Raw genomic sequence first — 21,745 nt, forward strand, 5'->3', positions numbered from 1 at the left:
GATGTTTTCCCAGTGGCGAAGCCGGACTCTGCAAAGGATTGAGGCCAAGAGGCGGGCGATTGAACGTCTTGTACCCTTGCGCCGACGGATTGATGCGATTTTGCTGTCACTCTATGGGCTTTTCCTTGTTTGCGTGGTGGCCTTCGGGATCTTGCTTGCCAACGGGCATATGCGCTTTGGCTGGTTCGACCCTGATCCGATCCAGCCACTTGCCGACGATCGGCTGGCGAGCAATGTGCGCGATGAAGAGGCGCAGAGCGCCGGCGCTTTTGTTGCGGCGTCCTATCAGCAAGGTGACAACCGGCTGTCGCTTTTAAGAGAAAATGGGCTATTGCATAGCGTCAATCTGAGTACGGGCGTTTGGGACGAAGAGGAAGGCCTTGAGGGCGTAGAAGGGATCGAGAGCACGTTTGTTGATATGTCTCCGGCCTGCCCGACCCAGACCAAAGAGGCGCTTTCCCATTGTGCCGACGAGGCGGGCCTGTTTGCCTATTCCGCTGATGGTGGGCTGGTGGTGCGCGACAAGACCGGCTGGCGGACGGTGCTGCCGGACACGCGTTTTACCGGCGCATCTGGTGATGCCGTTCAGCAGGATGATCTGGCGGATGCGGCGGTTTCCGCAGACAAGCGCTGGCTGCTGTTGGCCACAAAGGCCGATGGTTTGGGGCTGTTTGATCTTGTTCGGCGTATCTGGGTGCCCATCTCCCATGCTGATCAACAGGCTATATTGGGGGATGAGACGCTCCAAGCGCCTGATCATATGGTCGCCTTTGGAGGTGATTTCCTGCTAGGCACGCAAAAAGGGCTTATGGCCCTGTCCTTGGGAGCTGATGGACAGCTGGTCTCTTCCGGTCTCGTCAGTGACGGGCTCGGAACCATTCTCGATATGACCGTCTTTGACAAGGATGCTCTGATCCTTGCGAGTAAACCATGTGAGGGCGGTGCCTGTCTGTCGCTCTATCGCTATGAAGCCAGCGGAGATTTGCAGCGTTTGTTCGGGGAAACGCAGCTCTATCCGGAGCTGTCGCAGGCCCGGCTTTCGCGGGCGCTGGTGGCTGAAGATGGCAAAAGCATTCTCATGCTGGGAGAAGTGGGCATCTATCGCTATGACCGCGTGGGGCGGAACTGGCAACAGTTGCTGGATGAGGCCGTGTCGACCTATCTTGAAGCGCCCTCTGTGAATGGCATCTATTTTGCGGCCACTGGCAAGGTAGGCCTGCTTGAAAGATCGGGCGAGATGACCTTCTGGTCGATTGCCGGAGAGAAGGTGACCTCTCTTGCGCGCGATGAAACAGGCGCACTTCTGGTGCTAACGGCCAGCAACCAGACCTGGCGCATTGCTGACGATGCGGTCGCCATGATCAATGATGGTGTTGCGGCGCGCGAACCGCTTGCCAACATGAAGCGGGCTGTATCGGCCTTTGATCGTCTCGTGATGATCGGCAATTCCTATCTGGTTCTGCATGATATCAAAACGCGTTCCTATCGTTCCATTCCGCGGGCGCGCCTGTCTCCGGGGTTGCTGTTCGGGGCGGACACACAGCTTTATGGCGGTAAGGACGTCCTGTGGGGGCTTGCGGGTGATGAGCTTGAGGCGTGGCGCTTGACGGGCTCTGATGCTGAGCCTTCGCTTGAGCGTCTTGCGCACTCTTGGCTATCCTCCAAACCACGCGCCATACATAGGGACGGTGATGCTCTGTTGTTCGTTGATGCCGAAGGGCGCCCTTTCCGGGCAAAGGCGGTTGGGCATTCCATTCAGCTTACGGCGCTTTTGGGCGAGGCTGATGACGAACGAGGGCCGGTGCGGGATGTGATCAATGAGGGAGATCTCACCTATCTGGCGCGGGACCGCAGGGTCAGCGTCTATTCTCTTGCCGAACGCGGCTTTGTCGACACCCTCTCCATGCCCATCAGTGAAGATATTCGCGAAATTGCCCGTGTGGATGATGCGCTCTATTTTCTGGGATCGAACGGCAGCATCGTTGAAGAGGGACGCGGTAGGCGCTTGACAGGAAACGATAAATCCTTCTCCTTTCCCTCCGCTCGGATTTCTGATGCCATGAGCAATGGTAAGGCTCTGTTTCTGGCTTCTGGAAACGGCGTCACCACCTATTCTACAGCCGAGCGAAGCATCACGCAGAGCCTTCGGATCGATGCCTCTGGCCCGTTGCGGTTTGCCGGTTTGGCCGGTTCTGTTCCCATTGTCTATGATGGGCGCAACGCCTGGTTCGGCAATGAAAGCCTGTCCATTGATGGGGCGCGGGTTCTCTCTGCCAGCAAGGTGGGCGCGGATATTGCATCCGTACAATATGATGGCGAGGTGACCTTTCTGGCGCGCCACACCATCAAGGATGGCGGCCTTGCTCCCCCTTCCTGTTACTATCGCAATCCCGGCCCGGCCGGTGACAACATCATCGATGTGGCTGCGGTGCCTGATGTCGGGGTGGTGTCGCTGGTGGGGGGTGCCTTGTGGCTGAGAGATCAGGTGCATCGTCGCTTCGTAGGCTTTATGCTGTCTGCCAGCAGCTTGCCGCGCAATGCCCGCATTTCGGTGATCGACGATTATCTGGTGGTGCATAATGAACAGGACGCCTGGATTGTTCCTCTGGCGCGGCTGAGGATCTCAGATAGCTGTTCGCGATCGAATGAAGATCTGACCAACGAGACGACGCGGTTGAGCGCGGATCAACTGGCCGTCTCAAAATCAGACAATCTGGTTGGGCTGCTCTATGCGGACGGGGAATATCGCATCTGGAAGGATGGCACACTCTCTGTGCAGATTCCTGCCGTTGAAGGGCCACAACCGGCCCCGCAGAGTTTTCAGTCTGTTTCGCAGATGGGCAATGCGCTCTATTTTGCAGATGATCAGGGCATCTGGCGCTATGATGGCGTCCGGCGGCAATGGGCAAGAGCGGTGCTTCCGACGATGGAAGGCCGCCGCGCCAACGTTGATGTCTGGGCGCAAGAGGATGGTCTGGTTGTTACCGAAACCTATCAGGACGGGCGCACTTTGGGGGCTGTTGCAGACCCTGAGCTCACCTCCATTCCGCTTATGCCGCTTGATCAGTGGAGCATGGATGCCCTGCCCATTGCTCCTGAGGCGATAAAGGATGTTGTGCGTCTTTCTGATGGCAATTGGCTTTATATGACAGCGCAGGCGGCGGTTATTGCCGAAGCGCCGGATCGGCCTAATGCCCGGGTTTCCGCGCCGATAGCGCTGCCTTTCGCTCAAGGGGTGCGATCTGTCTCAGAGCAGAATGGGCAGATTGTGATTGCCGATGGTGACGAAGGATCGCTTCCTGTTTCGCTGTTGATCATCGACCCCGAGACAGCCTTTGGGCAAGAAGGGCGCGCACCGGTGCATCTGGCCTATCAGCCCGAGCGAGGGGAACGGGTCACCGTCCTTGCCGATCACCAACTGCTCAGACAATCAGCCGATGGCGCTGTCAGCCTTTGTTATTGGGGGGGAGGGCAAAACGGCCTCACGTCATGCACGCCACTTGAAGCTTCATCTGGGGATGCGAACGCAATCACGTTGCGTGAGGAGCAGGGGCATGTTGTTGTGTCTGCAGGCACGCGCGAGATCGAACGCTTTGACGGTCAATTGAGCATGATGAAGGCGCCTGCTGCGGCAACGGCCTCAGTGCGTTGGGATCGCGAAAAGGCAGCCTTCTCCTTCCTTGATGTGGATGGCACCCGTTTCTCACTGCCCGCCTCAGAGGCCATGCCCGATGGGCGGTTTGCTTTTGCCGCGCCGGGGCGTGCCGTGATGCTGGATGCTGAGCGCTATATGGTTGCGAACCGGTATGGTGTGTGGATCTATCAGACAGGCGCTGAGCCCACGGTGCGCTGGCGCCGCATGACACTGCCGGATGCTATTCGCGCGGTTGGCAAGGGGCGGATTTATTTCACTGATGGGCGTTCCGTCGGGCCAGAGGATTCTTATCCGGTTGAGGCCAATGGCACGTATGAGGTCTCGCTTGGTGCATTGCAGGTAAAGGCCGAAGTCGGAGGAGGGATCACTTCTGCACACTGGTCGGATGGGCTCCAGATTTACAATGCCTTCTCGGACAGCGGGTTTTTCTTTGATGTGAAGCGCGATGTGGCTTTTGCCGATGGGGAGGCCTGGTTCCTGACACCCGTCGGGCTGGTGTCTGCGCATGATCTTGGCCGCACCATGCCGCTGCTATCGGGGCAATCGATCTTGTTGACCAGCGTTGGGGACAGGTTATTTGCGCTTGAAGGGCGTGACCAGTGGCTTGTTCTGGATGTGATGGGTTGGCAACGGGCTGACAATCCCTTTGCCGATCGTCAGATAGCCTATGATCAGGATCTCATCTGGCTTTATCAGAATGGCCGGCTGATCACGCGCTCCACCACCCGAACCATGAGTGCGGAACGGCGGCTGGGTTTGCGCTTTGAAAGCGACATCCTGTTTGACGCAGCTTATTCCCCGCAGGGGCTTGTGGTGCGGCTGGGGGATGGGGTGCGCCAATATTCCGGATTTGATGGGCTTTCGGCCAGCGTGGATGCCAGTGCCGAGCTGCCTTCGGGGTTGCGGCTGGCGGTGCAGCCCATGCGGGATGGAGAACGGCAGGTTGTTGCCATTAACCGGCGAGGGGCAGTTAGCCGCCGCTGGAACGGGCAGGCCTTTGAGCGCGTCGCCTATGAAGACAATCCCGATATTGAACGGATCGCAACATCGCTGGATTGGTTGCGCGTGCGCTTTGTGGCGGGCAAGCCGTCTGTTGAGCTGAAAACCGAGATAGCCGGTTTTGAAGATGGCTGGACACCTGTGGCGTGGGATCAGGGCGAACCGATGCCGATGGATCGCTTCTTGTCACTCTATGGCCGCGATGGCGTTCTTTATGCCGGGTCACCCGTCGGGTTGCAGATTTTGAAGGTGGATCGCGGCAGGATCAGCAGTCAGCGTTTTGTCGAGCTGGGGCGAGGGTCGGCTGCGCGTAACGGGCGTGAAGCGGTGGTGCATATCGGCGCCTATCGCAATGGGCGCGCGCCTATCTATGCGCTCGGGTCTGAGCAATGTCTGGCGATTGATGAAGGCTCTGTTCTTCCTTGTGGGCGGGGTGCTGATTTCTCGGTTGAGGATTTGGGTGGCAATGATTTTTGGCACTGGGAGCGGCAGCAGGGGCGCATTTTGTTGCGCTATTCCGATGGGGATGGCCAGCCGTTGGGGGCTCCGTCTGTGCTGTCGTCATCGGGGCGCTTTCCGCATGATCAGCTTGATGACATTATCCGCTGCAATGGGAATCTGGCGCAAAGCTGGCATGGTAATTTCACCGCACTTGATGAGGCTTTCGGGCTTGCGCCTGCTGGTCCTGCCACGAGCGAAGGTAAAGGGAAGCGGGGGCGCAGTTTCCGTTTTCTGGAAGACGGGGCGGTGACGCTTTTCTGCCAGTCTGAAACGGTGGCTCCTTCGGTCAGTGAGCCACAGGGATTGCCTGAAGGGCTCTATATCGAGGCTGGCAATCTATGGCGCTGGGATGGCAATGGGCTGGTGGCTGCAAACGAGTTCTCCGAGGCCTTTGAGGCACATGAAGACGACCACATTGCCTATCAAGCGGGGCAGATGCGTGTGCGCAATGGCGATGGTGGTGTTTCGTTTGACTATCGCGATGGCAACCAGTGGAAGCGGCTTGCCTTTGCCGGAGGGCGACTGGCCATCGATGAGCGGCAAGGGCTGGTTTCTGCCGAAGGGCAGATCTGGGCTTATTCGCCGGAAGGCTTTTCGTCTGTTGTTGCCGAAGGGGGAGCAATCGATCCGGATCATTTTGCACTTTATGCTCTCACAGGCAAAGAAGATCAGGCGGCTTGCCGTTTTGATCGGGCCCAAACGGCCAATGACGGGTCGTCTCTGCTGAGCCTGGGGGGCGAGGGGGACGATGGACCGGTAACGCTGTTGCGCTGTCAGGATGGGCGCCTGTGGCAAGGGCGTTTGGCGCGTTCAGAAGCCGGTGAGCCTTTCGCTTTGCGACAGGATCAGGCTGACCCCTTCGAGACACGGCGTATTGTCGGCGATGAAGAGACAGGCGTCTGGCTGATTGGGCGCACTGCCGGGCGCGAGGGCATGTTGCAGTTTCGCTGGCATGGGGAAGAGAACAGCCTTTCAGCTGGGCGTTTTGCTCTGGATGCCATTCGGCAGATCGCCAAGATTGAACCCAAACACATCGACTTGATGACGGGGCTCGGATGGGTTCGGCAACCTGTTGGCCAGTGGGAAACGGAAAATGGAGCGCGAGCGGCCAATGAGGCGGGGCTCGCTGCCAGCATTCGCGCATTTGGCGCCGATGCCGATGTTGATCGCGTGCTGGACAGGGGACGAGCCGCTGTCCGTTCGCTTTGCCTTGAAGATGGCGATGGCCGTTTTTATCGCTGGCGCACCAACGGCCAGCTTGATCAGGTGGAAGCCTGTGACGCATTGTTGGCTGACGATGGAGACTTTGCCTATCGCCGCGGCGAAGGGGATGACGATGATGCCATCCGCATTTCGGCGGCAAGCTTGAATGGCAGCAAGATGACACGCCGTCTGGTCGATGGCCGGTTTAGTGATCTGGTCGCTCGCGGCCATGCTGTCTTGTCTCATCTTGAAGGGGCTCCTGTCATTGCTATTGGCAGCGAGAAACGGGTGAACCTGTTTGATCCGGATACGTTGGCGTGGAAGGGCGCATGGGCGTTAACGCGCGATCCGCAAACGCTGTATCTGGATGAGGCCGGTGACATCGGCGCTGTCTTTGACAATGGGCGCTCTGATCTGCGCGGACAGGCCGCCTCATTCTGCGCAGGCTTTGATGGCTTGCGTGCGCGCTTGGGTAGCCAAATGGTTGGCAAACTACGCGAATTTGAGGTGATGGGCGGGCGTGGTTATGTAGATTTTGTGAGCGACAATGGGTCGTCTCAGGTCTTGGCCTTTGACTGCGAAGATGCGGACAATGTTGTTGCGGGAGATATCGCCGAACTGGAAGACCGCACGCGCTATCTGAGCAATTTCGAGCTGTGGGGGCGCCCTGCGGCCATGCTCTCGCTCGTTGCGCGGCCTGATCAGGTGCTTGAGGCTCGTGTCGGCGACAAGCAAGTGTCTGTTGCAACGCTTGCTTCCCGGCCTCTCTTCTTGAGACGGATTGGCGAGCGCTTTGTCATATTGGATTCATCCGAGATCTATGCCGCGGATCTGGATGCCCTGCTATCTGTCACCATTGAGCAAGGAGCCCGTCATGAATGAAGCCCCTGCCAGCACCTTGACTGTCGGTGATGCCTTCTTTTCCTTCAGCGAGATAGATCGCAAGGTCAAGGCGGGTTTGTTGCAAGGCCAAGGCATTGATGACAGTTCGCTGCTTGCGGGGCGCGAAGAGCGGCTTGAGTGGCTCTGGCAATGGTCTTTTTGGCTCGACAGGGAAAGAGACCCTTTGCAGGCTGTGCCTGATGCGCTTGATGCAGACAGTATCTTGCGTGATCTGTTTGACTATTCCGCCAAGCAGGAAGGAAATCGCCAAAGCTGGGTTCAGGTCGGGGACATGCCGCTGCTGCCCAGATGGGCCGCCTTTGTTGCCGGACAGACCTGGTTACCGCGCCGCCTGCGTGCTTCGCAAGGCAGGCGCATTCATGCTCACAGGCAAGTCATGGCGCAATGGCTGGATGGCGAGCAGGACCGATGGGAAGGCATGCGAGCGGTTGCTTCTGATGAACAGCAGACCGAGGGCCCCTATGAGGCTTATCTGGGCCATCTACGTCGACAAATCGAGGCCGGGCGCTTTTCCCTTGAGGTGAAAACTGCTTTTCAGGCCCTGCTTCAGCGCATTTGCCCGTTGATCGAGCTTGTCGAGCTCAAGAGCGCAGATAGCGACAATCTTATTTTGATGTTGAAGGTTGCCGATAAATACAGGCAATTTTCCAAGCCCCGCCATCAACCCTCTGATGCGCTGGATCGTCTTGATCGCGTGCGGGGAGATGCGGTTGCCGAGCAACGGCTCAAGGAAGTCGGCTATCGGGTTGCCATTCTGGTGAGCGAGATGCTGCAAATCATGCATTGTCGCAGAAATCAGGTTGCCATGGCTTTCATTATGACGCACCATGGCGCGAGTAAACCCGTGTTTGCAATCACTTTTAAAGCACCTTTGTTATTGACCTATCGATCCTTTATTCTTTCCGCCATCGGCAGGCGGTTCATCCCCGATCTGCCGGTCTGTAAGACTCTTAAACTGCATGAACTCTTATAATCCATCGCGCCAGACTATTCGCGCTCCGCTATATCCGAACATCCGTTCCTTTGTTCTTTCCGGTGCGCGGCTCTGGAGCATGGTTGCCTTTCTACTGCTGGGTGGTGCGGCCTTTATTGCGCTTTGCTTATCGATGCTGTGGGCGCTCGATATGGTCCGAGGGGCTGGCTCTCTCTATGCGCAGTTCAGCTTTTTGATCAATGGGGCCAATCCACTGTTGCTGCTGCCATGGCTTGGCAAGGCGGTGGATGCCTTCAATCAGGCAAGAGGCAATTCCGCTTTTGATCTTGCTGCATGGCATCTTCTTTTCTTCCTTTGCCTGTTGCTGTTTGCCGCTCATATCTGCCGGTTTGACAAGCCTTCCGGCGAAAGCCTGTTGCTTTATCCTGCTGCGCGGGGCGTGGCTGAGCGATTGCTGCGTCGGGTGGGGTATTTCGTTGATATTCGCATGCCCGTCGGCAAGGACGGGGAGGCGGGTACTGACTTTTTCGGAGCCGACCAGCTGTTTTATGCGCCGAGAGGGCATCTCTCCCGCATCCTCAAGGGCAAGCGCTCTGACGCCGTTCAGGAGCGTCTGGCCTTTTTCATGGTGCATGAATGCGCCCATGCGGTCAGCAAGGACAATCTGGCGAATTCGGCATTCGTGGTGATTGTCGCGTTGCTCACCTTTATGTTCCTCATGGTGTTTGGGCCTCTTCTGCTTATAGGGTCAACGGTGCTGTCGATGACCCCCATGGGCCCTTCCCTTACGCTTCCGCTTTCCATTGTGATTTTCCTAAGCTTCAGTGCTGGGGTCTATCTTTCCTTTAGAGGCATGATTGTTTCCTATATCAAGGCGCGGGAATATTTTGCTGATGCTGCCGGGTTTCATTTTGTCTCAGAGGTCGAGTCGCCCTACGGGTTTGACGGCCTGCCTGCCAGACCGGACATCTTTTCTGCGCTTAGAACCGGGATTTCGCCTTTCGAGCGGGCGTTGCATCAACGGGGGCTGAGCCTTCACGCGCGGGATATGCTGATCTATTTCTGGGGCTTCTTTTTCAGCATCCGCACCTTGTATGTGCTGGTTGCCCCGAAGGATTTATGCTGGACGGTGTTGGGCTTTGATGCAGTGGCGCTCGGGGCTTTTGCCTGCCTCTATGTCACGCTGCCCAAGCGTCCCGCCAAGCCTTTGCGGCGGAGTGGTTTGGCCTGGTTTTTGACCTTTCTTGCCGTAACCGCCGTGGAAGTGTGCGGGCCGGGGCTGATCGGTTCGGTGATGATGCTGTATCGGGGGATTTTCTCCAACTTCAATGCGCAATTGATCGGTCTGCCCGGAGCTATACTCTTCCTTGTTTTTGCCATTGGCGGGGCTGTGAAGGGTATCCGACATCTGGCTTCGGGGCAGGTGTCGTTTTCAAGGCTGAAGGGAGACACGGGGCACAAGGGGCATAGAGGGCGTGTGCTACGACGGCTTGGCCTGTTTTCCCTCTCATTGCCGGGGGTAGTCGTGGGCTTTTTCATGCTCGTTGTGTGCGGGGTGATCTTTTGCGTTATTCCGCTCAACTATTTTCTACGCTTCGGGCTGTTTCATGCAAGGATACTGGAAAGCGGTTTGCTGTTACTGATCGTAATGGGCGGATTAACGCTGCTCTTTCATCAGTATCTGCTGCTGTTCATGCGCAAGCTGAAGGTGGTCGCGGCTGTTTCCCTGATTGAAACTTTCCTCTTTTTCCTGTTTTCCTGCACATTTTATCTAGCTCAGGCCGATGTCATGCGAGGGGTGCGGCAGGGAGTGGTTCATGCCACGCCGAGCCTTGATCGCTTCCCCCAGCTTTTTTCTCAGGCGCATTGGGCTTCTGTTTTGCCCACTGCGATTATTTCGACCGCTTGCTACCTCCTGTTGCGCTTGCTTGCATTTTGGGCACAGGATACCATAAAGCGAATGGATACAAGATGGGCACAGGAGAGTGGCCGATGATGATTGATGCTAAACAGCTCCAAATGGAGCTCACCAGAGCCATGGCCGAAGCTGTCGATGAAGCCGATAGCTATGATGATTATTTTGGTGAGGGAGCCGATAGTGCAGATTATGGTGTTGCGCGCGCTGATGGCGTCATGCCCGCCGATTTGCTGTTCTTGTGGAATTATGCCGGTCAGCTGGTCGACTATATGGTTCAGCATGGTCTGGATGCTCTGGATCTGGCCGAGCAAGCCGGCAATCTTTTTATGGCCTTCCAGGCCGTGAAGAGTGTTAAGAGCGATTTTGACAATAGCGAGAAGAAAAAGATACAAAAGGCCGCAGAAGACAAGCTGCATGATCTGGTGGATAAAGAGTAGCTTTTGAAATCGGATCGGGCTTTTGTTGCCTTGCGGGCTGTTCGTGCTTCTCACTGCTCGTGTTTCTGGCCTCTATGGGGGATGGTGGCCTTTACGAATTGATATGCCGAGGGGAGGCATGGAGCTGTGATCCACAGCTGTCATATCTTTGCGTTTTTTCCTCCTTATGCAAGACCGGACAGATTGAAATGCCAGAGCGTGGCAGAGGGTTTAGCCTTGCTCTGACGCTTTCAATACCACTTTGATCATCAAGGGAAGCGTGTCTCATGTTGGCGTCATTGGAAAAGGGGCTGAGCAGGGTGAATGCACCACTGGCGCGGCTGGGAAGCTGGATTGGTGGCGCGATGCTTGTCGCGATGACAGTGATCGTGCTGCTGCAGGTGGTGTTTCGCTATTTGCTCGGCATGCCGCTTAGCTGGACTGATGAGCTCTCGCGGTTCCTGATGATCTATATGGCTTATCTCTGCCTGCCGCTGATCTATCTGCAGGACAAGAATATTGCGATGACCTTTCTGCTCGAAGCCCTCAAGCAGCGGCGAGGGCGGCATCTGCTGATGGTCGTCATCCATATTCTGGCAATCCTGACATTCTGTGTGTGGATCAAGTTCGGCTATGACTTTTTCCTGCGTGGTGGCAGCAGAGCAGACAGCCTGCCGATTTCCATGCGCTTCATCTATGCTGCGCCTCCCATTCTGATGATAATCACGCTTTTGAGCGCCTTTCAGAAGATCGTTGCGGAATTGCGCCTTTTCATTGCTGATGCGCCCGGTGAGCAGACGCCCGCCCTTTGAGTGCAGAGAGCTGCGCAAGGATTTTACACATGGTTTCGCCGATTTTTGCCCTATATTTTCTGCTGTTGCTGCTGATCGGCCTGCCGGTTCTTTTTGCGCTGGGGCTGTCCCCTGTCATTGCCCTGTTTCAGGCTGATAAATTGTTGTTTCTCAACATGCTGTATCAGCGTCTTTATGCTGGTATGGACAATTTTCTGCTGCTTGCCTTGCCCTTCTTCATGCTGGCAGGCGAGTTCATGGTCAATGGCGGTATTACCACGCGCATCATCTCCTTTTCCCAGACCATGGTGCGCCACTATCGTGGTGGATTGGGGCATGTGGTCATTCTGTCTGCAACCATCTTCGGTGCGTTGACCGGCTCGTCGGTGGCGGCAACCTCTGCCATAGGCAACATGATGATACCGGAGATGGAGCGCTTCAAATATGACCGGACCTATGCGGCTGCCATCACGGCGGCGGCGACCGTTCTGGGCACCATCATTCCGCCAAGCGGCATCATGCTGATTTATGCTTTTGTGATGAATACCTCTGTGGCCGCGATGTTCATGGCGGGCATCGTGCCGGGGCTCATGTTGTGCGGTGCGCTGATGCTGGTCAATCGCTGGCAGATCAAGAAATATCCGCAGGTGCAGCAGTTCGATAAGGCCTTGCCCGCCGAACGGTCGGCAGCGCTCAAGGCGGCGGTGCTGCCTCTTTTGACGCCGGTGATCATTCTGGGTGGCATCTATGGTGGCATCTTCACGCCCACGGAAGCGGCGGCCGTGGCGGTCTTCTACGCCTTCATCCTGTCGGTTTTCATCATGCGCATTCTGAAACTGAGGGATGTCTTTCCGATGTTTGTGCGCATTGCGGTGAATGCGGGAGCCATTCTTATGATCGTAGCTGCGGCGAGTGGCTTTGCATCGGTGGTGTCCCTGTCGGGGATCGCGGATACGATCTCGCGCTTTTTCTATTCGGTCACCGATAATCCCTATCTCTTGTTCTTCATCATGAATATCTTCCTGTTTTTCGTGGGGATGTTTCTGGATGCAGGGCCAGCCATCCTTATTTTTGCGCCGATCCTGGCTCCCATCATGACCCATGTGGGGATAGATCCTGTTCATTTCGGCGTTGTCATGGTGGTCAATCTTTCCATAGGTTTGGCGACACCACCAATGGGGCTGGTTCTGTTTGTCGCCTCCGCGGTTTCCGGGGTGCCGCTGCAAAAGATATCCCGTGTTATCATTCCGTTTCTGGCCATTGAGGCCTTGGTTATTTTTGTGATTTCATTTTTCCCAACGCTTGTCATAGGGCTTCCTGAATTGTTGGGCATGATGTGAAAGGAAGATTTTAAGGGGCAATCGGCTTGTCGTTGAAACGGGCCGGGTGGTGTATTTGTCACAAGGAGGATTTTATGAAATTGAAGACTTTGGGTCTGTCACTGCTTTCTGCGATGGTGATGTCTGCTGGTGCTCACGCAGCGGATTACGAGCTGACCGTCCCGCATGTGACGAACATTGAAAGCTACAATCATCAATCTTTGCTGGTGTTCAAGAATTTCGTCGAAAACCACTCCAACGGGGCCATCAAGGTCAATATCTATCCAAGCGGTCAGCTTTGCAGCACGGCAAGGGAATGCCTTTCTGGTGTGCAGGCGGGCACATTCGACTATTTCCAGACGACCATTCCTGAACTGGCAAATTATTGGGGGCCGGTTGGTGCCTTCGATCTACCTTATATGCTGCGCGATGACCGGGTGGCCGAATGCGTCTATGACAATCAGGATTTTCTCTCTGATGTGCGCGCCAACGTGCTTGAGCAGACCGGTAATCTGCGCCTGATGATGGTGTCCAACTCCGGTGGCTGGCGCAATTTTGCCACCACGGACAAGCAGATCAAGTCACCAGACGATATCAAGGGGCTGAAAATCCGTACGGTTCCGGCGCCGATCCAGCAGGAGCTGGTCAAGGCTCTGGGCGGAGCGCCGACGCCGATTGCTTGGCCTGAGGTCTATACCGCCCTTTCAACCGGCGTTGTCGATGGCACCAAGAATGGCATTGTCGATATCACGATGATGAAGTTCGAGGAGAGCCTCAAGTATCTTATCCTCGATGGACATGCCTATATGGGCGGGGTCTGGATCATGAACAATGATCGGTTCAACAGTTTCCCCGATGCGCTGAAACGGGTCGTTCTGGATGGTGTTGCTGCGCAGAACCAGTTCTTGCGGGTCTATCCGAAGTGGAAGGAATATGATGCTTATGAAACCTTCCGTAAGGCCGGCGGGACGATCTACACACCGACTGCCGAAGAGAAAAAGGCCTTTCAGGCAGCAACCGCGCCTGTGAAAGACTATTTCATCGAACAGGCTGGTGACGAAGGCAAGGCTTGGCTTGAGCGCTTTGAGAAGGAAATCAAGGCCTGCGAAGCTTCCATTGACGCGGATTTTGCTACTGCATCCAAATAGGTCTGGTTGGCGCTGGCGCTTGAATGTAGCGGATAAAGGAAAGGGACCGGCTTTGCGCGGTCCCTTTTTCTTCTTGTCTCAAAATGCCATATTGCGGAGAGCGGATTTCTCTCGCTTATCCTTGCGACGAGGCCTGTTGCCTTGCTTCATTCAGGCTGCGGATGGCATCCCGATTGCCGGTTGCGGCCAATGCGTCAAATATATGGATCGCCTGTGCCATATGCTTGAGCTTGAGATAGGCATGGCCGCGCATCAGCATCAGATCCACCGGTTCCGGGCCAAGCTGGGCTCGCTGGTCCAGATAGAGGATCGCTTCCCTGTAATGACCGAGCTTGAAGGCTGACGTGGCTCTCTGTGTCAGGATGGAAACCTGTAACTCGTGCGCACGTTTTTGGCTGAGCGTAGCGCGGGTGGCGGTGAGGGCAGCATCATCGACAAGACCGAGGCGCAGATAGGCCAGCGATTTGCCATAGGCGGCTTCACTGCGTGCGCTGGAGGCGCCTTTGTTTAAGGCGATCTCGAAGCTGTTGGCCGCCTCCAGTGCGCGCTCCATGCGCATGAAACACCAGCCATAACTGATGGCTGTTCTGGCTGAGGATGCTGCCGAGGGCCTGTTGTTGCGGCAATTGACGGCAACGGCGCCGCTGCCGGACGCGGTGGGCTGTTTGAGCGCTGCGATGCGTTCGGATGTTTCTTGCCAACTCTCGCGGATGGATGCCAGACGCTTCCATTGCTTGAGATCAACCAATGTAACCGCAAGACCATAGGCGGTGGGTTCGCTTTCTTCATCCCAGGAAAGCGCGGTTTCAAACCATCGCAGGGCTGTCTTATGCTGCTTGAAATGGCGTGCATACCAACCAAATTGCTGGGCTATCTTGGCGCTTTTCTCTTCAACCGTAACGGTTGCGATACGGGTCAGCTTGTCTTGCTCAAGCGCCTTTGGCGGATCTTGTGATAACAACTCGGTGGCTGCCGCCAAATAGGTCTGCATAGCGTCCGGGCTCTCAGAGCGCCATGGATACATGACCTCTTCGGCTTCTTCGGGCTTTTCTTGCGATAGCAAGACCAGAGCCAGACCCTGAGATATTTCTGCCGTGTCTTCTTTCTCCCGAGCTGCACGGAAATAGGGCTCGGCCTTGTCTTTGCTGTCATGCAGCCAGAGATACCAACCCATCAGTGCGATATCGGACGCTTCCTTGCCGCCATCGGCAATCTGACGCATGGCGTTGACATAGCGATCATCAATCTGCAAGTCGGGGTCTTCGTTGGCCTCGGCCACAAAGCGCCTTGCCAGATTGTCGATCAGGGTTTGATAGTCAGCCACGTTGAAAGCATTCGGATCGGTGGATTCCAAGAGGCTTTGCATGGGCGCGTAAGGCAGCAACTCGGCAGCCTTTTGCAAGGTGGCCAGACGCTCCTGTTGATTGCTACAGGTGTTGAGAATGTAGTTATAGGCATCAAGGCCGCGCTGTTGGCGGTCTGTCTTGATAAAGGCCTCGGAGACGCGCCAGAGGATGTCGACGTCACTGCAGGTCAGCAGGTTGGGTTCGGCAGCCGCAATCTTGATGACCTGGTCATATTGTTTGAGTTCGGAGCTGTTGACGATCCGGTTGCGCTTCTCAGCCAGATCCAAAAGGCCGATCAGCTCCTCGGGGGGCTGCCAGCCGGGTTCCTGCTCCTGCCGCGCCTTGATCTCAGCGCGCAATTCAGCGAATTTTCCCTCGGCATAGAGAGACCAGAAGGCATCTGACTCACCGCCGGGTTCGTTCGCCATGGCCAGGGGATTTTCCGGTGGTACCCAGTTGGGGTAAAGCAACTGCAAGCGGGAAATCTCCGCCTTCAAGCGCTTGGTGTCTCCCTTGCTGGCAAAATAGCGCAGGGCGCTTTCATCCACCTCGGTCTGTTGGCTGCGTGCGCCCCCTGCTGCCTCTTGTTCGCTGGTTTCAGCTTGCGTGACCGTCAGGGACGGTTTGGGGCTGGCTTGGGCCGGAATGGCATTGCTGATTGCGTTCAGGCGGGTTTTTACCGGATTGGCAGAAGCCGCTGGCCGGTCTCTTTCAGATGCTTCGCTTTCAGATGGCGCGCTCTGCGGCGAAAGCTCCGGCTGCACTTGCATTTGTGCATTTGACAGCACAAAAGGAGCGTTGGCATCCTTGGGGGTTGATGCATCCTGCTTGAAGGCAGCAAGAGCAGGCGAGAGTTTGGGAATCTCCAACTCTGTCGCAATGGCTGCAATCGCTGCTAGCGAGGCGATGATGATGATCGGCTTACGAGACACTCTGAACGCTTCTCTTTCACATAGGCCAGGCCAAGTAACTGGAGTGTAGAAGGATAATAGAACTCTGGGTGGAAATCCCTCGACACGGTCGGATTGGTGTTGTCCATATTCGAACATGCCATGATATGGTTAATGATTTGATATCCGGGGTCTTTCAGGTTTTCGAGCTGAACACCTGTTTCGACATTGACGAGTGCAGGGATATGGTCTTGAAACGTCATGCCTTTTTTGATGCGCTCAAGCAACTCCGGCGCCTTGATGCCAGCGCGAATGAGATAGAGCGGTATGCGGATGCTGTTATAGCCGAATTGCGGGTCAAACCCTGCCGCCGGAACCGGCTCTTTTCCGCCAAGACTGATCCAGTCGGAAGGCAGTTTTCGGGGTCCGAATTGTGTCGCTTCCAGCAGTTGCAGGCCACTGTTATAGACTCTCTGCCATTTCTCTGATGGCGCGAGCGCATTCATAACCGGTAGGGCTTCAAATACCCAATATGATAGATTCACAACCGGACCGTCCTTGCGATCCTTGGCAGAGAATCCCTCAACGCCCGGCAAAAGCAGGCTCTGCTTGCCATGCTCTATCACCGTGCGTTCCAGAAGGGTTTTGGCGATACGGGTTGCCGCATCCATATAGGCTTCGCTCTGCCATGAGAAACCGGCCAGCGCCAGAGCATAAGCGATCAACAGATCTCCATCTGTGGCATTGTTGATGTCGGTGACATGGGGGCGTACGGCCGGATCCCATCGCCATGCGGCCAATCCGTCGTTGCGCACCATCAGTTCTGATTGTGTGAACGACCAGATGCGCTCGAAGTCTGCCGGTTCATTGGCGAGATAGGCCAGAAGCAGGCCGTATCCCTGCCCCTCGCTATGGCTGATATTGCCGTTTGCATTGTCTATGATGCGACCGTTCGATGCCAGAAACCGGGCCTTGTAAAGCGTCCAATTCGCGCTGGAAACGCCCCGGTCCTGAGCGAACCCGGTCGTCATCGCGGTGCAAAGAACGATGGCTGCCAAAAGAACGGTCATCAGGGGTTTCATTCCCGTCTCCCAGAGCGTTTGAGCAACGCACCCCATGAAAGGGCAAGGAAGATGGCGGCGAGAATGAGGAGGCCGACATAGACAAGACTGTTATGTGAAAGCCAATCGGTTATGACCAACCTGAGATTGCGAATATCCCAAGGGTCTGACAGGTGTAAGGTCGGGTTGGGATCAAGGCGGGAAACCATCCGGTCCGGTGTCAGTGCTGTCAGGTAGCCTTGGAGATTTTCCCAACGAGACTGGCTTGCGATGAGGGCATTGCCCAAGGCGAGATTCTGCACTGTGGGGCCGGTTATCAGGGTCCAGTTGCCCTTGCCCTCGAAGCTTGTATTCTGCGCCAGTAGCAGGATGTCGCTGGGGGTGGGCATGAAAGATTCCTTGATATCCTTGAAGAGCTCCAACTCGTCTGTCGTCAGGCCAAAGCGGTCATGCAGCCAAGAACCGGCCCTTTCCAGATAACCCAATAGTCCCTCGCTGGAGATGCGATCTTGCCATTCGCTGAACTGTTTGGTGGTATCGGCTTCTTCTGTTCCTGTGACTGCAATCTGGTTCCAGGTTTCGCTGGCATCCGGCGCTATGTGGAAGCGATCAAGAAAACTGCGCGGAATCTGGGAAATCGGAGCCACGAAAATCGTGTCTTCTTCACCGATGGCCCGAAGAGACGTCTTGGGCTTTACGCCCAGCGCATGGCCAGAGGAAAGCGCCATTTTTCCCAATACCGTTGCTGCGGACGACATGGTTTCCGGTCCGACAGGCTCGAGAAAGAGAGAAATGCTCTTCTCGTCTTTGGTATAAGGGAAGCCGGTGCGCGCGGTTGCTGCGAGATTTGGAAACTGGCCAGCCCGGGCGAATTTCTCGATCTGTATTTCCGTTGTGTTGAATAGGGCGAACCGGGGTTCGCGCGTATTATTCTCACCGGGGGCGCAAACCGCATCCTGGTTGGTCGAGAGCTCTGCGCTTAGGGTAATGGTGTTTCGCCCCGGCTTGAAGTGACGCATGGTCACGCTGACCGGAAAATGCTTGAAGATGCCGCCATGGCGATTGTTGATCTGCACCACGGAAGCCACTTCGCCATTGACGAAAACAGTGATGTGGTTGCCCGGCAGAACATCCGGCGCATAGGCTGCGTCCAGCAGGATCGTGAATTCGCTTGAGGCCCGGCCGTAGAAGTCACCCGGCAGCATGATCGAGAAGGTTGTCTGGAAGCGACGGCCGCTAAATTCCTGCGTTTTTAGACCCAGATCGGAAAGGCTGAACTGGCTGTCCGACAAGATGACCGGCAGGTCCGGTCCGGTCCAGCCACTATTTTGCAAACCGGCGCGCTGATCAACGGATGCCTCGCTTAGGGGGGCGACAATCTTGCCGATGGCGGCGCTGATGCTGGCCCAGTCTGGGCCGCTTATGACCAGAATAGGCGCGCTATCTGGGGTAACGCGCAGCATGGATGCCAACTGACCGACGCGGGCTGCCTGCGGCAGATTGGGTACGATGGGAGCCAGCTCGGAGGCGGTTCCCACCAGAACACCAAGGCGTCCCGGCCCGGAAACCGGCAGGGCATCGCGGTTGAAGGCGAAGTCTTGATTGGGCATGCCTGCCAGCAAGGCCAGCCCCTGACCAAGAGAGAGTAGATCCTCTACAGCCGTTGATTGCTTGATAGACGGAGAGCTGATTTCAAAATGGGTATCGCCATTTCCGTCGACCCCGATGGCGCGGATCGCCTCCAGATCGGATATGCGCTCGGATGCAGGCAAGGTGAGATAGCTGCCTTGTGCATTGAGGGTCGTTACCAGCTCATAGGTCGAATCGATCGTGCAATCCGTTCTATGGCGCTGTGCCACCCGAACCGAAATGGTGTTCGCGCCATAGCGCAGCAGGCCCTCGGGCAGCGGCACTGTGAGCTTGGTGAAGCTGGCTGGAGACCTTAAGGGTTCCTCTATGACGACATGGTCGTTGATGCTCACGATCATGCGGGAACTCTCCGGCGCGATCACCACCGTGTTTCGGTAAGACAGTGAGAGACTCTCTGCATTGGTGGCCTGCCATGAGGTGAGAAACAGGCTCCAGTCCTTCTGGTCAATTTCTCCGTTAAGGGTCAACTGGTTTGCGGGAATCAAATAGCGGCGGTTTATCTGTCCCGGTGATGCCAAGCCGGTCATGGTTGCCGACGGTTCTGAAGCTGAGGAGACCGGAGAGTAGGCATCAGGGGCGGCTAAAGCCGGTGCCGAGGACTTTGCCGGTGCGTCGGGGGGGAGAATCTCACCCAGTTGGCGGGATTGTTCTTCGCTCGTTTCTGGTCTTGCAGCCGATGGCGCAGCGGGAGAGGATTGCACGCGCGGATCGGCATTCTCGGTGGACATATCGAAGGGCAGGGGATCAGCCAAGCTGTTAGCCGCAGGCAGGGCAAACAGCATCAGGGCGAGCAGAATGGATTTCATCATGCTTTCCTCCCTTCATTTTCGGCCAGATTTTTCTCTTTTGAGCCTGAGATCGAGCCCTTGATGAGATACTCAAATCCGCGCAATGTCTGCCGGAGCGAAAGAGCAAGGAACCACACTGTTCCGCTTACGATACCCGGATTTTTTCGGCGACTGCGCATGAAATCTGTCCACTGTCTGGAATTGGCGAACACAAGGTCAGCAATGGCGGAATAGTCCTTGGGGCTTTCTGGCTTGAAAGCACTGCCAAGAATGAGCCTGTCTCCGCTTTGTCTGACGTTACGCACCTTGATGCTCAGAGATGCTTTATTCTCACCGTCATGCTTGGTGAAGCGGATCTTGCCAATGGCATCGCGTTTGATTTCCGGGAAGTCCGGTTCATAGATATGCAGTGCAGCGCCGTGAATGGAGACATTGTCGATGGAGCATTCGTGCCAACTGTCGCCATAAAGAAACTCGCAGCTTCTGGACACCGAAATGCGTCTTGCGCCCTGCCTTTCGCCGCGCTCGGAAACCACACCCAGAGCGCATCCCGCAAGGATGAGGTTGAAAATGTTCCAGCCTCCAACGACGAGGGTCACGTCTGCCTTGTAGGGCTCGGCGTAAATCTTGTAGATGGAAAAGGCAACCGCTAGCAAAATGGCAAAAAAGACAACGAAAAACGGCCGGTTGATCTCGGAAAGCCGGTTGGATGTGATGCTCTCATCCTTTGCTGTCACGTTGAAGCTGGGTTTGGACGGGTTGATGATCGCGGACAAGACCGCGGGCAGCAGATGGATCGTCTGTGAATATTCATACAGTTCGGAAATCCAAGGCCAGCGGAAAGACCCGTAGAGATAGTTCTGCATCATCAGGTTCACCAGCATATAGGCCAGTGTATAGGCCATGAAGTCGCCGCCGGAGGCCTCGAAAATCTTGAGATCAAAGAAGATGTAGCAGAAGGGGGCAAACAGGAAGATGGTCCGTGAGATCGGGAAGAACCAGAACATCATCGATGAGAGATAACATAGCCTTTGTGGCAGCGAGAGCCCCGATTTGAAGAGCGGAAAGTTATAGCGCATGAGCTGGATCATGCCCTGCGCCCAGCGGCTGCGCTGGCCGATGAAGCTGGCAAAGGTTGCTGGCTGCAATCCTGCGATCAGAGGCTTGTCGATATAGACACTGTTCCAGCCCTTGGCGTGTAGCGAGAGCGCGCTTTCGCAGTCTTCGGTGATTGTCTTGCCAGAGAAGCCGCCGGTTTCTTCCAGGGCCTCGCGGCGCAACACGGCTGCAGAGCCGCAGAAAAAGGACGCATTCCACTTGTCCAGCCCACGTTGGATGATGCCGTAGAACATCTCGTTTTCACTGGGCATGAAGGAGAAGGTCTTCAGATTGCGCTCAAGCGGATCCGGGTTGATGAAGAAATGCGGTGTCTGTACCAGAAACAGCTTGGAATCCTTGGAGAAATGACCCACGGTTTCAGTGAGGAATTCGCGTGCCGGTGCGTGGTCGGCATCAAAGATCGCGACGAGATCACCCGTGGAATGCTCCAATCCATAGTTAAGGTTGCCTGCCTTGGCATGTTCGTTGCGCTCGCGTGTCAGGTAGCGCACGTCCAGTTCGGCACAGAGCTTTTGCAAGTCCTCGTGACGCTTCCTGGCGGCATTGGCCTTGAGAATATCGCTTGAATTGCGCTTTTCGAGCGTGCCGCCATCATCGAGCAACCAGACGGTGACTTTTTCCGCCGGATAATCCATGGCCTTGGCTGCTGCCAGCGTGTTGCCGAGAATATCGGCCGGTTCGTTGTAACTGGGGACAAACACGTCAACCGTCGGCAAGCGGTTGTGGCTAGGCAATTCGCAGGAGGGGCGAGACGGCAAAGGACGGCTGACCACAAACAGACTGAGGAGCAGCGTCAGCACATTGTACATTTCCGCGATATAGAGCAGCAAGCCTGGAATGAAGTTCTCGATCTGGTTCGGAGAGGGAATGGTCTCCGTTGTGCGCCAGAAGACATAGCGCGCAATGATGGAGAGGCCGAATGTCAGCGAGATGATGCGCAGAGAGCCGTTCTTCTTGAGCAGCTTCAAAATAGCCATGAGCGTAAAGACGACAAGGCTGCAGATGAGCTGTGTCTGCAGGTTGATCGGCATCGTTGTGATGATCAGAAATGCAACAACTGACAACACCCAAACGAAGAAGACCTGGATTTTATACAGGGACATA

Annotated in this window: 11 protein-coding genes; 7 read left to right on the forward strand and 4 right to left on the reverse strand. The window is 55.9% G+C overall.

Annotation, left to right across the window (positions count from 1 at the left end):
• Window position 1 precedes the first annotated feature (1 nt).
• The 7 genes from ACKPCT_RS19500 (at window position 2) to ACKPCT_RS19530 (ending at window position 13,787) form a co-directional block, all read left to right on the forward strand.
• On the forward strand, window positions 2-7,240 hold the full coding sequence (locus ACKPCT_RS19500) for a hypothetical protein (protein ID WP_319567703.1): 7,239 nt from the start codon (window positions 2-4) through the stop codon (window positions 7,238-7,240).
• Complete coding sequence (locus ACKPCT_RS19505; RefSeq protein WP_319567704.1) at window positions 7,233-8,234, forward strand: hypothetical protein; 1,002 nt, start codon at window positions 7,233-7,235, stop codon at window positions 8,232-8,234. The genes ACKPCT_RS19500 and ACKPCT_RS19505 overlap by 8 nt, the downstream gene beginning before the upstream one ends.
• Window positions 8,221-10,191 carry a M48 family metalloprotease gene (locus ACKPCT_RS19510; protein WP_319567705.1) on the forward strand — a complete coding sequence of 657 codons (1,971 nt, stop codon included), beginning with the start codon at window positions 8,221-8,223 and terminating at the stop codon, window positions 10,189-10,191. The genes ACKPCT_RS19505 and ACKPCT_RS19510 overlap by 14 nt, the downstream gene beginning before the upstream one ends.
• Entirely contained in the window at window positions 10,188-10,550 is a 363-nt protein-coding gene (locus ACKPCT_RS19515) for a hypothetical protein (protein ID WP_090075075.1), read from the forward strand. Before ACKPCT_RS19510 ends, ACKPCT_RS19515 begins: the two co-directional genes overlap by 4 nt.
• Before the next feature lie 266 nt (window positions 10,551-10,816).
• Window positions 10,817-11,341, forward strand: a complete 525-nt coding sequence (locus tag ACKPCT_RS19520; protein WP_319567706.1) for a TRAP transporter small permease — start codon at window positions 10,817-10,819, stop codon at window positions 11,339-11,341.
• A gap of 29 nt (window positions 11,342-11,370) precedes the next feature.
• Entirely contained in the window at window positions 11,371-12,660 is a 1,290-nt protein-coding gene (locus ACKPCT_RS19525; RefSeq protein WP_319567707.1) for a TRAP transporter large permease, read from the forward strand.
• A 74-nt stretch (window positions 12,661-12,734) separates the two neighbouring features.
• The gene (locus ACKPCT_RS19530; protein ID WP_319567708.1) at window positions 12,735-13,787 is read left to right on the forward strand and encodes a TRAP transporter substrate-binding protein; all 1,053 of its coding nucleotides are present in this window, start codon (window positions 12,735-12,737) and stop codon (window positions 13,785-13,787) included.
• Window positions 13,788-13,902: 115 nt separating this feature from the next.
• On the opposite strand, the gene ACKPCT_RS19535 is transcribed toward ACKPCT_RS19530, so the two are convergent.
• The 4 genes from ACKPCT_RS19535 to bcsA are packed head-to-tail and all read right to left on the reverse strand — an operon-like array spanning window position 13,903 to window position 21,744.
• Complete coding sequence (locus ACKPCT_RS19535) at window positions 13,903-16,065, reverse strand: tetratricopeptide repeat protein (RefSeq protein ID WP_319567709.1); 2,163 nt, start codon at window positions 16,063-16,065, stop codon at window positions 13,903-13,905.
• Window positions 16,029-17,105, reverse strand: a complete 1,077-nt coding sequence (locus ACKPCT_RS19540) for a glycosyl hydrolase family 8 (protein ID WP_319567710.1) — start codon at window positions 17,103-17,105, stop codon at window positions 16,029-16,031. The genes ACKPCT_RS19535 and ACKPCT_RS19540 overlap by 37 nt, the downstream gene beginning before the upstream one ends.
• Window positions 17,102-19,543, reverse strand: coding sequence for a cellulose biosynthesis cyclic di-GMP-binding regulatory protein BcsB (locus ACKPCT_RS19545; RefSeq protein ID WP_319567711.1), 2,442 nt, complete (start codon window positions 19,541-19,543; stop codon window positions 17,102-17,104). Before ACKPCT_RS19545 ends, ACKPCT_RS19540 begins: the two co-directional genes overlap by 4 nt.
• Window positions 19,540-21,744: a UDP-forming cellulose synthase catalytic subunit gene (bcsA, locus tag ACKPCT_RS19550; protein ID WP_090075068.1), complete on the reverse strand. Its 2,205-nt coding sequence runs from the start codon at window positions 21,742-21,744 to the stop codon at window positions 19,540-19,542. Before bcsA ends, ACKPCT_RS19545 begins: the two co-directional genes overlap by 4 nt.
• Window position 21,745: the final 1 nt, after the last annotated feature.

It is taken from the genome of Cohaesibacter marisflavi, from assembly GCF_963665895.2.
GTDB classification, from domain to species: Bacteria; Pseudomonadota; Alphaproteobacteria; order Rhizobiales; family Cohaesibacteraceae; genus Cohaesibacter; species Cohaesibacter marisflavi.